The sequence below is a fragment of the Pristimantibacillus sp. PTI5 genome, assembly GCF_048572955.1.
Classification (GTDB): domain Bacteria; phylum Bacillota; class Bacilli; order Paenibacillales; family Paenibacillaceae; genus Pristimantibacillus.
Genome location: NZ_CP183886.1, coordinates 1,939,610 through 1,953,966, shown reverse-complemented (window position 1 = coordinate 1,953,966; position 14,357 = coordinate 1,939,610). Strand labels below are relative to the sequence as shown.

Annotated in this window: 9 protein-coding genes; 8 read left to right on the top strand and 1 reads right to left on the bottom strand. The window is 50.2% G+C overall.

Annotated features, from left to right (window positions below):
* Nucleotide 1: 1 nt before the first annotated feature.
* From ACN6MW_RS08655 to ACN6MW_RS08625, 7 genes are all read left to right on the top strand, one after another.
* Nucleotides 2-376 carry a DMT family transporter gene (locus tag ACN6MW_RS08655; protein WP_419875108.1) on the top strand — a complete coding sequence of 125 codons (375 nt, stop codon included), beginning with the start codon at nt 2-4 and terminating at the stop codon, nt 374-376.
* Nucleotides 377-513: 137 nt separating this feature from the next.
* Complete coding sequence (locus ACN6MW_RS08650; protein ID WP_419875107.1) at nt 514-1,002, top strand: hypothetical protein; 489 nt, start codon at nt 514-516, stop codon at nt 1,000-1,002.
* A 56-nt stretch (nt 1,003-1,058) separates the two neighbouring features.
* The gene (locus ACN6MW_RS08645; RefSeq protein WP_419875106.1) at nt 1,059-1,793 is read left to right on the top strand and encodes a hypothetical protein; all 735 of its coding nucleotides are present in this window, start codon (nt 1,059-1,061) and stop codon (nt 1,791-1,793) included.
* Between the two features lie 491 nt (nt 1,794-2,284).
* Nucleotides 2,285-2,983, top strand: a complete 699-nt coding sequence (locus ACN6MW_RS08640) for a hypothetical protein (protein WP_419875105.1) — start codon at nt 2,285-2,287, stop codon at nt 2,981-2,983.
* Nucleotides 2,984-3,002: 19 nt separating this feature from the next.
* Nucleotides 3,003-4,097: a toxic anion resistance protein gene (locus tag ACN6MW_RS08635; RefSeq protein WP_419875104.1), complete on the top strand. Its 1,095-nt coding sequence runs from the start codon at nt 3,003-3,005 to the stop codon at nt 4,095-4,097.
* Between the two features lie 479 nt (nt 4,098-4,576).
* Nucleotides 4,577-5,146, top strand: coding sequence for a hypothetical protein (locus ACN6MW_RS08630; protein WP_419875103.1), 570 nt, complete (start codon nt 4,577-4,579; stop codon nt 5,144-5,146).
* A 54-nt stretch (nt 5,147-5,200) separates the two neighbouring features.
* A complete protein-coding gene (locus ACN6MW_RS08625; RefSeq protein ID WP_364145573.1) occupies nt 5,201-5,794 on the top strand; it encodes a thymidine kinase in 594 nt (197 codons plus the stop codon).
* Between the two features lie 110 nt (nt 5,795-5,904).
* On the opposite strand, the gene ACN6MW_RS08620 is transcribed toward ACN6MW_RS08625, so the two are convergent.
* Complete coding sequence (locus ACN6MW_RS08620) at nt 5,905-6,351, bottom strand: tellurite resistance TerB family protein (protein WP_419875102.1); 447 nt, start codon at nt 6,349-6,351, stop codon at nt 5,905-5,907.
* A 342-nt stretch (nt 6,352-6,693) separates the two neighbouring features.
* Here ACN6MW_RS08620 and ACN6MW_RS08615 point away from each other — a divergent pair, with 342 nt between their 5' ends.
* Complete coding sequence (locus ACN6MW_RS08615) at nt 6,694-14,202, top strand: glycoside hydrolase family 3 N-terminal domain-containing protein (protein WP_419875101.1); 7,509 nt, start codon at nt 6,694-6,696, stop codon at nt 14,200-14,202.
* Nucleotides 14,203-14,357: the final 155 nt, after the last annotated feature.

The window sequence follows — 14,357 nt, the reverse complement described above, 5'->3', positions numbered from 1 at the left end:
CGTGAAGGGATATATAGCACTAGCAATAGCCATTATCGGAGAGGTATTTGGCAGTACTATGCTTAAATTTTCGGAAGGCTTTACAAATATATTGCCATCCATTGGTTTCGTCGCAGGTTTCGGAATCGCGTTTTATTCGATTTCCATTTGCGTAAGAACCGTATCATTGGGTACGGCATATGCGATATGGTCAGGTGCCGGGACGGTCTTAACTGCATTAATCGGAGTACTGCTATGGAAGGAACCGTTTACGCTAGTTACGTTAATAGGGATATTATTGATAGTCGGGGGAGTATTTATTTTGAATTCCGCAAAAAATGCGAAACAAGGGTCAGAAGGTACTGTCAGCTATTCGACTAACGGACACAATAGATAAACACGAAAGGGCTGCCGTGAGGCAGCCCTTCGTTTTTGTTGAAGACTTCTATGTCAAAATGTTCACAGACTGTTCACTTATGAAGAGCTTTCCATTGCCTCTATAATAGCAAAGGGAAAAAGAAAGGAAGATGGAAATTGCCAACAACTAAGAAAGAAGATTTTTATTTTGGGATGATGATGTGCTTTGGGATGGTCGTAGTCATGACATGTTATAATTTAATTAGAAATGGCTTGATCGGAACGATACCCTTGCAAGGATTGCTTATGCAATTCGTTCTTGGCTTTATAATTGCTTTCTTGTTAGAATTATTTATTGTAGGTCCAGTGGCAAAGAAAATAGCTTTGTCCTTACCTTATGATAAATCAAAAAAGGCATTTGTGATTTTATCCATTTCATTTTGCATGGTGATCGGAATGGTTCTTTGTATGTCACTTTATGGCTTGGTAACTGCTTACTTTTCTAACGGCTTGGCGGGAAAACCATTACTTGAAACTTACTTCTCTTTCGTTTTTAATAATTTTATTTTTGCTTTTCCTTTGCAGCTTATCATTATGGGACCGCTAGTTCGATTTTTATTTAGTAAATTCGTTAAAGGTAAAAAAATGACGGAATCTTTTAGCTAACAGAATTCCACTTAAAGATAACGATTGCAAATAAGGCGGTCTAAAGGAAGGGGAAAATGATGAGGGTCAAAATATTTGAATTGATTCCATGGCGTTCGGCCCTCACATCCGCGGGATTAAACGGCATACGCAGTAACAAATTAAAGCTTAACGGTATATTTGTATCCGAGAACCTGCCTTTTACCTTAGACAGCAAAGAACTTATTCAGATCGATATTTGTGGAGAATGCTTCAGTTCCGGATGCACGGATGCGGGATATGTCCAGGTTTTTGAGAAAGATGATATTGTGGTTTGGAAAGAGCCTCACAGCAATGGATATGATATAAGTGTGGAAGCAGCCGGCGGGTTAAAGGCGGGCACAATTTACTGGAATTCAGCTGGGTATGCCGCATTTTTGGCAACACTAGGATGGACTGATGATCATAAGACACTTGGTCTGCCTGTCGGGCAAGTCATTGATTTATGGCGAATAAATGCGGCTAAAACGATATTACCCCTTAGTTCTTCCGGAATTATTAGTTTCGAGCGTATGGAAGAGGAAATCATGGGATTTTATTCCGTCGATTTCGATGCAGAACAGTCTAAGGAAATGTACTTTTCCGCAAAGAAGAGGCTGTTGAATGCCGAAGAAGATTCTAACCTTACAATTATTGAACTAAAGGAAACAGCTGTGAAAATCGTAGCGATGTTAGATACAAATCCATACAAAGAATGGAATTGCATTTATTATGAAAACGGACGGGAATTGTTTCCGATTGGCGATAATCTAGCAGTCCGTTTAAATAGTTAAATAAAAAGAGCTGTCCAACAAGTCAGAAGAACTGACGGAGGACAGCTTTTTTTATTTATGATCGGCTCTGCTTACAATGCCCTCATGCTTCAAGGAGCAAGGGCACAGAAACTGTGATGGACATATCGGTTTCCCAGAGGGGCAAGGCGAGCATATCGCATCCGGCTGGCATACGAACTATTGGGAGCCGATACAGAAATTATTGGCTTAGTTGATGGAAGCAGCGCGCGATATTTATGCGCGCTTTTTATTTTTTGCAAGGAGGTATGAGGTATGACGCTCTCAGGCGTTAACTTAGTGAAAGAAAGCCTCGTTATTAATAGCAGGAGATCATTCTAAAATATCGGAGGGAGAATGGTTATAAACCAGCATGCAACAATAACGGATGGTCTATTTTAAAAATTGACTTCTATGTACCAAAAACGAGATAATTAGATAAAGCCAACGCGTATAAACATCGTACTATGCAAGCTTAACATGGAGGTGCAGCAATGAGTGGCATGAAAAAAACCTTAGGCATCGCGGTCGGCACCTATGCAGTCGGACTTGTTGTTTATTGGGTTACTTCTCCCTATATAGCGATTGCCATACCCGCTGTCGGTTTGTTAGTCGCCCTGTCATTAAGGCAGCGCGGCAGGAAAGAAATCAACGAGAGCTCGCGCGAGCCCGAGCTGCAGCACAGACCGCAAAACCCGCCAATCCAACAGCAAGGCGCAGGTTCCGTATCACCAGCTCCAGTGCCGCAGGCTGTACAAGCTGTTCCGGCAGCTTCCAGCACGCAGCCGGTATTGGATCCAGAGCTGGCTTCTGCGCTAGAATACATCGGAATTATCGAAGATATGATTTTACTCGAAGGCAAGCAAAACAATTTAGACGATGAAATCGTGCAGAAGACGCTTGCTTTGCTTTCTCGACTAAATCGGTTGATTCCCGATTTAGTCGAGCTTGGCGACGCCAGCATTAACCACAATATCGTTCGGCTGGTGAGGAAGGATCTGAACTCGACGATTAATCCCTTTCTGCGGTTAAGCGGCGAAGCGAAACGCCAGAATAGGCGGCTTTTGCTCGATGGCATTAAGGACGTGGATTCGAAGCTAACCTTTTATACGAAAACGATTGAACAGAAGGACCTGATGGAGCTGCGTACGAAGGCTGAATTAATTCAACAACGTTATCGCCTTACCGACTAATATAAGGGGGAAATAAGCCGTGTCACAACAACTCGTGCAATTGAAAAGTGAAGATCTCCAGAAGCTGGAGCAAGAAGTGCAAGTTACGATGCAGAAGGTAGCGACAACGGATGCGATGCATCTGGACACGCTGATGGATGAAATTACGAAAAAAGGCCAAAAGACGCTGGAGCGCTCGGGTCAGACGCTAACCATGCTGGAGCGGCCGCTGTCGGATCTAATGTCAGGGAAGCGCTCCGAGGTTGCGAACAATATGCTCAAGCTGCGCAGCGAGGTGGAGGATTTGAGCCGAAGCAAACAGCTTACGCTCGTGCAGAAGCTTCTGCGCAAGGCTCCGATGAAGGCCTATATTTACAAATACCAATCCGCTAAGTCGAACGTGCAGGTTATCGTGAAATCATTGCGCGACGGCCGCGACAATCTCGAAGAGAACGTTGTGCATATGAGAAACCTTAAGCGCAGCAGCCTAGACAACGTCTATGACCTCCAGCTGCTTGTCGAATACGGCAACCGTCTCAAAAAAATGTTCGAGGACGAGATCGCAAAGCCGGAGAATGAACACCGGAAAACGTATCTGGAGCGCGGGCTTCGGAAAGTGGTTACGAAGCTTCAGACGTACACGGAAATGATTATGCTTTATCAGCAGGCCATTGCGGCAACCGATATTATTAATGACACGAATGATAAGCTGATGGACGCGCTCGACAGCTCGATTGATAAAACGCAGCATTTGATGTCGGTATCCGTATTGATTGCCAGCGCGATTGACGATCAGATGAAAGCGATCGAAGCGGTCAATTCCACGAATGAGATGCTGGGCAACCAATTTGCCGAGAATGCTCGTCTCTTGAACGAGACCAGCGAGAAAGCGAACCAAGCGCTGACTAAGCCGGCCATGAGCATGGAGCTTGTAGAGCGGGCGATGACGGATCTCTTCTCAGCGATGGATAAATACGAGAATTCCAACCGCCAGATCATTCAAACCGTCTCGCAGCAAACGGAGAAGATGACCCAAATCAACCAAAAGGTTGGACAACGCCTTGGCATTCAAGCCGGCTCTGCGGCTGGACAGACAGAGCTGCCGCCATCGGCAGCCAAGGGCTTTTTGGAATAGAAGCCCGCCATATAAAGCACACGAAAAAAACGCACAGCGACCGCAAGGGACTTGAATTTATAGTCCTGACGGCCGCTGTTTTTTTTATTCTGTGGGCCGTTAACGGGGCCAGCTAACGTTAGCGTGCCTCTCGATGCTGTCTAGCAGGAACGCGTCAAATACGGGGCCTAATATTTTTACTGACCGAGTCGCCTTTACTCACGGCTCTCTTAAGGCCCCCGTATATTATTTTATCGTCCGAATGCCGTATGAAGCGCACATAATCCAAGGATCACCGGCATAGCTTTAAAGAAAAAAAGAGGTGATCCTGTTATGATTGGCGGTATAGCCCTGGCAGCGCTCATTATCGTGTTGATTGTCGTTGCTAGCTCGGAACGAACGGAAGCGATTTTGCAAGAGATGAAGTAATCGCTAGTTTCGTTTATCTCTGATTTGGTATAATAGTAAGAAATTATACTGACGGATCGGAGGTATTCCATTTGGAGTTTACCTATGAAATTATTTCGGAGACCAATATCAATATACGGTTTATATATGGCGGGGAATGGTTTACCTTCAACCTGTTTAACCGGGAAGGCCAGTGGGTGCTACACCCGTTCGATTCATCCCTCATCCGCAACAAGGATATGAGCAGGCTTGTCATCACTGATCTGATTCAGCATAGACCCTTTCAGGTTATGCTGGCCAAAGAAGGCATTATTTTATCGGAGCTGAATACATCGATTCCGCTGGGAAAGGAGCCGGAGTATGAAGAGGAATACGAGGAGCTTCCCCGGATTGGACGAGGCTCGGACCGGCTGTTCGATGAACAGCGTGGCCCCTCTAATCATGAAGACGTCGATATCGATCAATTAATCGAGGAAAATGAACTGGAGGACCTGATTCGGATGGAGCTTGGGCTAATCGAAGCGCGTCAAAATATGTACAATCAAATTTTACACCGGATGTTCATGGCTGATTTAGGTCCAACCGATCCCGAATTCCAAAAAATACAGCAAATCGTCAAAGCCTACGGCGAGGCGAAGTCAAGGCTTATGGCGATACAATAACGCCGCCGCTTCCTGTATAATAGGAGCATTGAACTGTTTTTGGAGGAGATTGGATTGGCACAGCTTTATTACAAATATGGCACGATGAACAGCGGCAAATCTTTTGAAATCATTAAAGTCGCCCATAACTACGAGGAACAAGGCAAGCAGGTGCTCATTTATTCGCCGTCCGTCAGCGCAAGGGGGAGCGTTGATCGCGTAGGCTCCCGCGTAGGCTTCGAGCGGGATGCGATACCAGTCCAGGAGAATACGAACCTATATGAGAGCGTGAAGGCACATGTCGCGGCAGCGGTGCCGTCCAAAATTTATTGCGTGCTTATCGACGAGGCGCAGTTTTTGAAGAAACATCATATTCTGGAGCTGACCCAGGTCGTGGACGAGCTTAACATTCCTGTCATGGCCTTCGGGTTAAAAAATGATTTTCAGAACCAGCTGTTCGAAGGCAGCTATAATCTGCTCGTGCAAGCAGATAAGATTGAAGAAATTAAGACCATTTGCTGGTATTGCGACAGGAAGGCAACGATGGTCATTCGCTTTAATGACGGGCTGCCGATGAATGCCGGCGCGCAAATTCAGATCGGCGGCAATGAGGATTACAAGCCGGTCTGCAGGCGCTGCTACAATGAGGCGTTCCGCAGCAAGGCCTAACTTAAAGCTGCCTGCATCCGAAAGGTCGCATTAACCTAATAGGCGCATACAAAGAACCTCCGGTCCCGCTTTCGCAGCGGTGCCGGAGGTTCTTTTGCGTCGTTAGCGCATTATAGGTTGAATTCGCTCGGATTCAGTCCAAGCGTCGTACAGATATCGCGTACGGCAGCTTGCTCGCTCGCGTCGAAATCGCCGTCTGCCGCGCCGATCGCGCTGCACACTCCTACGATTACCCGGCCAACTTCCGGTTTATTGCGGTATTTTGCAATCGCTTTGAGCGCTTCTTGCTTGCCGATCATGCCGTCAAACTCTATATTGCCAACAAAGTGGTTGAAACGGTTGATGACTTCGCTCATATCAAAAACCTTAAGCTCTTCGCTGCGGCTGATGTAACCTGTCATTTTTTGCTTTTCGTTCGCGTTGATGGAGCCGTCTGCTCCTGCTACGATGGCACAGCCTGCAACGACTGCATCCAAGAAATCTTTATTTTTTAGTTTTTTGACCTGATCAGTTAGGCCTTGTTTGGTACTTGTCAGCCATGATGTAAATGAACTCATTTTGTTCAGCCTCCCGTATTGGAATTTTTTTGGTATACCTCTATTGTAAATACTTATGGGGGTAATTAGCAAATTTTGCGGAAAAAAGTCTTTTTATACGCATTTTTCATAAAGCCCTCTTCCTTCGAAAAGAGAACTCGATTTCCTGCTTAAGCGATATCGAAGCGATCGGCGGAACCGGTTGCAAATTGCCAAAAAACAACGCACATAATCACAAGAATGCGCCATATTTTCAAAGCCCTATCAATTTTATACTTGTAGGTAATCTCGTCTGCGGATGCCTTCCGGTAGTGAACGGCTGCAGCCTTGAGACGGCTATTAAAGTTTTGAGGAGGGTTTGGTTTGAGAAGAAAGATGTCGATGATGACGGCAATGCTTTTGGTCGTATCGCTAATGACGAGCCTTTTTTCGGTCGGTGCGACGCCATTGACGCAGTCCGGAGAAGGGCTTCCGGCGTATTTGGATCCGTCCAAAAGCGTAGATGCCCGAGCAACGGATTTGCTTGCCAGAATGACACTAGAGGAACGTGCAGGACAAATGATACAGCCGGAGAAGGGCAATATTACGCCGGAGGAGGTTAAGCAGTATTTTATCGGCTCGGTGCTGAGCGGCGGGGGTTCCTTCCCGAATGGCAAGCAGCAGGACAGCACGCGCGAGAATTGGCAGACGCTCATAGACAGCTATCAGGACGGGGCGCTCTCAACGAGGCTTGGCATTCCGCTTTTGTACGGCGTGGATGGGGTCCATGGCCACAACAATGTGAAGGGAGCGACTTTGTTCCCGCATAATATCGGTCTCGGAGCAGCGAACAATGCGGAGCTCGTCAAGCAGATCGGCGCCGCAACCGCGAAGGAAATTCGTTCGACGGGCGCGAATTGGGATTTTGCGCCGACCATTGCCGCTCCGCAGGATATCCGATGGGGCCGTACCTATGAAGGCTACAGCGGCAGCCAAGCGATCTCCAAGGAGCTGGGCGCGGCATATATCAAGGGGCTGCAAGGAGAAACAGCTGCCGAGCGCAGCCAAACGACCCATGTCGTTGGCGCCGCGAAGCATTTTATCGGCGAAGGCTATACGGATGACGGAACGAACCAAGGGAATGTGACGAAGTACACGGAGGATGAGCTGCTCGCTAGCGACTTGGCGATGTACAAGGCAGCGGTAGATGCCGGCGTGCAAACGGTCATGGCTTCGTACCACAGCATTCAGGGCTTGAAGATGCATGCGAACAAGCGTCTTCTTACCGATGTGCTCAAGGGTGAGCTCGGCTTTATGGGTTTTGTTATCTCGGATTACAATGCCATTCAGCAAATTACCCGTGATCAAGATGGCAAGGCGGTGAGCGGTTTGAAAAACCAGCTGCTCGCTTCGGTTAACGCCGGCGTGGATATGTTCATGCTGACAGGCGATTGGAAAGCCAGCCTCAATCATTTGATTAACCTGGTGAAGGAAGGCAGCATTTCGGAGGAGCGTTTGAACGATGCCGTGCTGCGTATTTTGAAGGTGAAAATTTCATCCGGCCTGTTCGAAAATCCGAAGACGGATGCCGATTTGGCAGGTTACCTCGGCGCAGACGAGCACCGTGCGCTGGCGCGCCGAGCGGCTGCGGAGTCGCTCGTGCTTTTGAAAAATGACGTCGTGAACGGTTCGCCGATCATGTCTCAGATCAAGGACATGGACAAGATTTTCGTAGCGGGCAAAAACGCGAACGATATCGGCAACCAATCAGGCGGCTGGTCGATTACATGGCAGGGCGCTTCCGGGGCGATAACGACCGGAACGACGATATACGAAGGACTGAAAGAGGCTGCCGGCGCGGGCAAAACGGTAACCTACAACAAGCATGGCCGGGGAGCGGCGGGGTATGATGCCGCGATCGCGGTTGTAGGCGAGACGCCTTACGCGGAAACAACGGGAGACCGGACCAGCCTCAATCTGGATGAAGAAGATTTGGCGACGATTGCGAACATTCGGGCAGCCGATCCGAACATTCCTGTCATCGTGGTACTCGTATCCGGCCGTCCGCTCACGATCGCGGACCAAATGGACGACTGGGATGCGCTTGTAGCAGCTTGGCTGCCGGGCACGGAAGGGCAGGGCGTTGCGGATGTGTTGATTGGGGATCAAGAATTCAAAGGGAAAAATCCGATCAAGTGGCCATTCTATTTGACCAATTATCCGATTACGACTGAGGATAGCACGAATCTGCTGTTCCCTATCGGTTATGGCTTAACAAGCGGCCAAGCTACGCCAGCATTGCCGGCTAAGCCGGTTCAGCCGGAGCTGCCGTCACTGCCGGTACCGGGCAAAATTGAGGCCGAGGCTTTTGCGGCGAAGAGCAGCGGTTTGAACACGGAGGATACGCAGGATACGGGCGGCGGCAAAAACGTGGGTTGGACTTCTGGAGGCGCGTGGCTGGATTACACCGTTAGGGTGAGTGAGCCAGGCACTTATAAAGCGGCTTTCCGTTATGCAGGCAACGGCGGCGCGACTGGCATCAATGTGAAGACGGAAGACGGAGCAACGGCGGGTACCTTGAATGTGGGCTCAACCGGCGGCTGGCAGAACTGGCAAACGGCCGAGGTCGAAAACATCGTACTGAGCAAAGCCGGCTTGCAAAAGCTAAGATTAGAGTTTATTGCGGGCGATATCAACTTTAACTGGGTGGAGTTCACCCGCACGGGTGATGTGCCAGCCGGCGGCGGCGGCGGCACGACAGATCCGGGGAATGGCGGAGGAAATGAGCCTGCGCTGATTAACGGGGCTGTTGAAGCTTGGATTTCGAGCGAACGTGACGCAGGTGACCGCAAATGGTATTACGCCGACCGTTACTTGGATGGGGACAAGAAGCTGGAGAAGCAAGCAAATCTTGACCTGACGCTCCCGAGTGACAGAGAGGCAACGACGATTACGATTGATCCGGACGAGAAATACCAAACGATGCTCGGTATCGGATCTTCGATGGAAGAAGCAACGATTCATAATCTGGTCAAAATGTCGCCCGAGAAGCAGACGGAATTGCTTCGCAAGCTAATCGACAAGGATAGCGGCATCGGCATGAGCATGATCCGTCTGACCATAGGAACATCGGATTTTACGGCACAAAAGTTTTATTCCTATGATGATTTGCCGGCGGGCGAGACCGATGTCGAGCTTAAGAAATTCTCGATTCAGAAGGATATTGATTTCGGCATCATCGGAACGGTTAAGAAGATGCAAGCGATCAATCCGGACCTGAAGTTCTTTGCCTCGCCATGGAGCCCTCCGGGCTGGATGAAAACAACCGACAGTATGGTTAGAGGGCAGGTGAAGGAAGAGTATCTCCCGGTCCTCGCTTCCTATTACGTGAAGTATCTTGAGGCTTACGCGGAGCGGGGTATTTACTTCGAAGGCATGACGCTGCAAAACGAGCCGCTTCTCGAAATTGATTATCCGAGCACGGCCATGTCATGGCAGCAAGCATCAAGGCTTGCGAAGCTGCTGCGCGCGAAGCTGGATCAGCACGGCAATGCCAAGATCAAAAACGTGAAGCTGTGGATGTTCGACCATAATCCGGGTGATACGATGGCATATCCGGCGCAAATTCTCGGTAATCCCGTGGATGGCGCTTACGATGCGATCGAAGGAACGGCATTCCATGATTACGGCGGCGAGCTGTCCATGATGACGGAGCTTCATAAGCTGTTCCCGGAAAAAAGCGTATATTTGACGGAGCGGGCCGTCTGGGGCACCGCAGGCGCCGACCGGATCGCGCAATATTTCCGCAATTATGCAAAGAGCTATAACAGCTGGGTTACGATGCTGGATAGCGATATTTCGACTCATCAATGGGTGGGGATTCCTGATCCGACACCGGTGGTGCAGGATTCCTCGAATCCAGATAACTACTGGCTACTGCCCGAGTATTACTTGATGGGGCAATACACAAAGTTCGTGAAGCCTGGTTATGTGCGTATCGACAGCAACTACGGATCGGCTTCGACCGTGACGAACGTTGCTTTTGCAAGCCCGGACGGCAAAGAAATCGTCACGGTTATCACCAACCAAACAAATGATCCGCAGCCGTTTAAGGTGTTGGTTGACGGTCTGCAAATCAATGCGGTCATTCCGGCGAAATCGACCGCAACCTATCGCTGGAACCGTACGCAGATTTCAAGCGTGCCTGCAGCTATCGACGCAACGCATTTTGCATCGGCAGAGGGGCAATACCAGGTAAATCCAAGCGGTTACCTCGGCTCCTTCGCGGCAGAGGGTACAGCTTCGTTTGACTATGCCGTTCATGTCGCGGAAGCGGGCGACTATGATTTGGATTTGGCGCTGGCCGGCTACCAAACGGACGGCTCGGTAAGCTTTAAGCTGGATGGCGAGCCTCTCGTTACGCTTCCGGTAAAGCAGACGACGTACCAGTGGGAATATTTTGCTAATCAACGTACGAGAGTTACCCTGCCAGAGGGGACGCATAAATTAACGATGACGGTTGGCAAAAACGATTACAACATCAAGAGCATTACGTTCTCGAAGGCGGATGCGGAGCCGATTCAGCTCCCTGCACTTATCGAGGCAAGCAAATTCAAGGCATCTTTAAATGTGCTCGTAAATGGTTCAGCGGTGAGCTACGCAGATCCAAACGATTGGCTGGAGTATCAGGTACAGGTTCCGGCGGATGGCAGCTACGGCATCACGTATCACTATGCGACAACGAATGAGGGTGCTAAAGCGGAGCTTTCGATCGGAGACGGGGTACTTTCTACGACTGCGCTGCCAAAAACCGCTAGCTGGGATTCATGGGCTACGGCGGCGGATACCGTCAACTTAACCGCGGGTATTCATAACCTGCGCGTTCGGATCGTCGATAAGGGCTTTAATTTGAACGCGCTGGCTGTCGGACCAGCTATCCTTGCGGATGCGGCTGTGATTACTGAAGGCGCGGAAGCAGGGCAAGAAGTATTCGTTCAACTACTTAATGATATTTACAAAGAGGAATTAACGGTATCGAATTGGTCGATCGAAGGAATTGCGGGAACGGTGGTAGACAGTGTCTATCGCGAAGCTGACGATACGGCTAGGCTGGTTTTAGGTGGAGCGTCGGCCAGCGATTATGACGCTGACCGTACGGCAACCGTTACGGCGAGCGTATATGAAGCGGCAGCAGGCGGCGCAGGCGGAACGATGAGCTCCAGGGTTATTTTTAAAGCCGTTGATGATGCGGAATCCTTGTCGCTGTCCGAAAACGCGGTTGCTTACGGCGTGGATGGCAAGGAGCTTATGCTTACGCTGGCTGGCGGAAGCTTTGCGGCAGACCAGCTGGATAAGATTTCTTTATCTGGAACAGCCGTAGCGCAAGGCGGCGTATCGCTCCGCGGAGCAGAGCTTCTCAGCCCAACAAGCGTGAAGCTGACGCTGGATTGGAACGAAACCGTTTATTACAATGAGCTGGAGCTTCAGGTTAACGTTCCTGTCCAGGCCTACGATGATTCAACGGGCGGAACGACGCTAACGGCAAAAACAGCTCTGCTGGGAACCGAAAACGTAAAAACACCGATGAATCTGCTGAGCTTTGATTCGCTTGCCGAGTTCAACAGGCTAAAGGGGTATGCGGTCACGGGAACAGGCAGCTCAGCAAAATTATCGCAAATCGATGCAGGCGATTACGCGGATTATTTGGTAAATGTACCGGAAGCCGGCTCCTACGTCGCAACCTTCAAGGTGACGTCAAACAGCCAGGTTGTAAACGGAATCGTGCTGGAGGCGCAGAACGGCGCGGTCCGGAAAACGCTGACCGTACCGAATTTGTATAATCAAGTGGTAGAAATGCGCGTGGTTTTGGAGCTGAATGCTGGCGATCAGAAGCTGCGCATCGCATCCGGCGCATCCGGCTACGAGCTGAGAGGCATTAATTTTGAGACGCACGCGGCACAAGTGATGGATCAAAGCACCGCCATGAAAATCGAAGCGGAAAGCTACAGCCGTGCAGATGCGGCAGCCGTTCAAAGCAACATGAACGGAGAAACGCTGCTGTTCAAAAACGTGGGCTTTATCGCCGCGGCAGGCTCGTTATATTTTGATGTAAATATTGCAAAAACAGGCTTCTATAAAGTGACTTACCGTTACGCGACGCCGCAAGGAGGCGTAAGCGGCTCGCTGTCGGTGAACGGCAGCAAGCTGTCGACTACGCCGCTAGGCGCAAGCGGCGGTTGGGATGCTTACGTAGAAACTTCCGGCATTGTCCAGCTTGCGGAGGGCGCGCAGACGCTGCAATTCACAAGCAATAATGACGGGGCGAATCTGGATTGGATTGTGCTGGAGGAAACGGAGGCGGTTGCGCCAATTACAGGTATTACTGCGCTTCCGACAGCGTCGCTTAAAGCAGGAGCCTACAATGGGCCAAAAACGGTAACGCTGGCATCGGCAACGGAAGGGGCTGCCATCTACTATACGACAGACGGCTCGCTGCCAAGCCGCACCAACGGCACGCTTTATAGCGCTCCGCTGAAGCTGAACGATTTGACCGTGCTTCGTACAATCGCAATTAAAGAAGGCATGAAAGACAGCTTTATCGCACCGTTCACGTATGCGATTACGCCTGGAGAGGAGCCGCCTACGCCGACTCCTACGCCGACTCCGGGACCAGAAGCAACACCGGCGCCAACCGCGCCGACCGGCTCAGGAAATGAAACGGGCGGCAAAACGATTGCCGCACCGGCACCGGTATTGGATGCTTCAAGCGGTTTAGGCAAAACCGCAATCAGCCAGGCGATGATTGACGGCGTATGGAAGCCTGGGCAAGAGCCAAGTGCTTTCATTCAAACCATTACCATCGAGGTTCCGAGTGTGAGCGGAGCAAACGGCTACGAGGTGCAATTGCCGAAGGCAGCGATTAGCGAGGCTGCTCTTACGGTTCGATATGAAATTAAAACAGGAACAGGCACCATCATCGTTCCCAGCCATATGTTGAAGCCGCTTGCCCCTGATGCGGCAAACGTATCCCTTGTGATCGCGAATGCGGACAAAACCAAGCTTAGCGAAGAAGCGCGCAGCGCAATCGGCAGCCGTCCGGCGGTCGAGCTGAATCTTTACGTGAACGGCGTGAAAGCAGAATGGAGCAATCCGGAAGCTGCCGTAAACGTATCGCTCCGCTACAGCCCAAGCGCAGAGGAGCTGCCGGTGAGCGAGCATATTACGGTATGGTACGTTGACGCTGCCGGCCAAGTTATCGCAGTGCCAAGCGGAAAATATGTGAAAGCGCAGGGGGCTGTAACCTTTGCGGTCAACCATTTCAGCAGCTATGGCGTTGTGCTCGTGAACAAATCGTTTGATGACCTAGGCAAGCATGCTTGGGCGAAGCAGGCGATTGAAGTGATGGCTTCCAAGGGCGTCATAAACGGCGTATCCGCAAAAGCTTACGCACCAGCACAGAAGGTGAAGCGCGCTGACTTTATTAAGCTGCTTGTTCATACGCTCGGTCTAAGCGCAGCTGTTGAAGGCAGCAGCTTTACCGATGTGGTGGAGGATGCTTACTATTATGACGCGGTTGCCATTGCGAAGAAGCTGGGCATCGTGACAGGCCGCTCGGACGGCGCTTTTGACCCGAATGCGGCCATTACAAGGCAAGAAATGATCGCGATGACGGCCAGAGCATTAAACGCTTCCGGCAAAAAGCTGCAAGCAGGCAGCGTGGATCAGCTGAAATCCTTTACGGATTTGAAGCAGCTTGCACCGTTTGCAGCAGATAGCGCCGCTTTGCTTGTCGCGAACGGTATCGTAAAAGGCGACGGCTCCAAGCTGAACCCGCTCGGCCATACAACCCGCGCGGAAGCGGCTGTCATTATGTATGCGATTTATAACAAATAACAGATTTGGTGAGTGAAAATAAGCTGTCCCGCAGGTATGGTGCCTGCCGGGGCAGCTTATTTTCTATTGCGCAGCTTATCCAAGCTCTCCCTGATGCTTGAGCCGGCTGCGTCGCATCCTATTGCGACATCGGCTCATCGCCTCATTGAACAAGA

Excerpts from the sequence above, each read along its gene's own strand:
- ACN6MW_RS08645 (WP_419875106.1), top strand. The coding sequence starts at position 1,059 with ATGATGAGGGTCAAAATATTTGAATTGATTCCATGGCGTTCGGCCCTC.
- ACN6MW_RS08640 (WP_419875105.1), top strand. The coding sequence starts at position 2,285 with ATGAGTGGCATGAAAAAAACCTTAGGCATCGCGGTCGGCACCTATGCA.
- ACN6MW_RS08620 (WP_419875102.1), bottom strand. The coding sequence starts at position 6,351 with ATGAGTTCATTTACATCATGGCTGACAAGTACCAAACAAGGCCTAACT.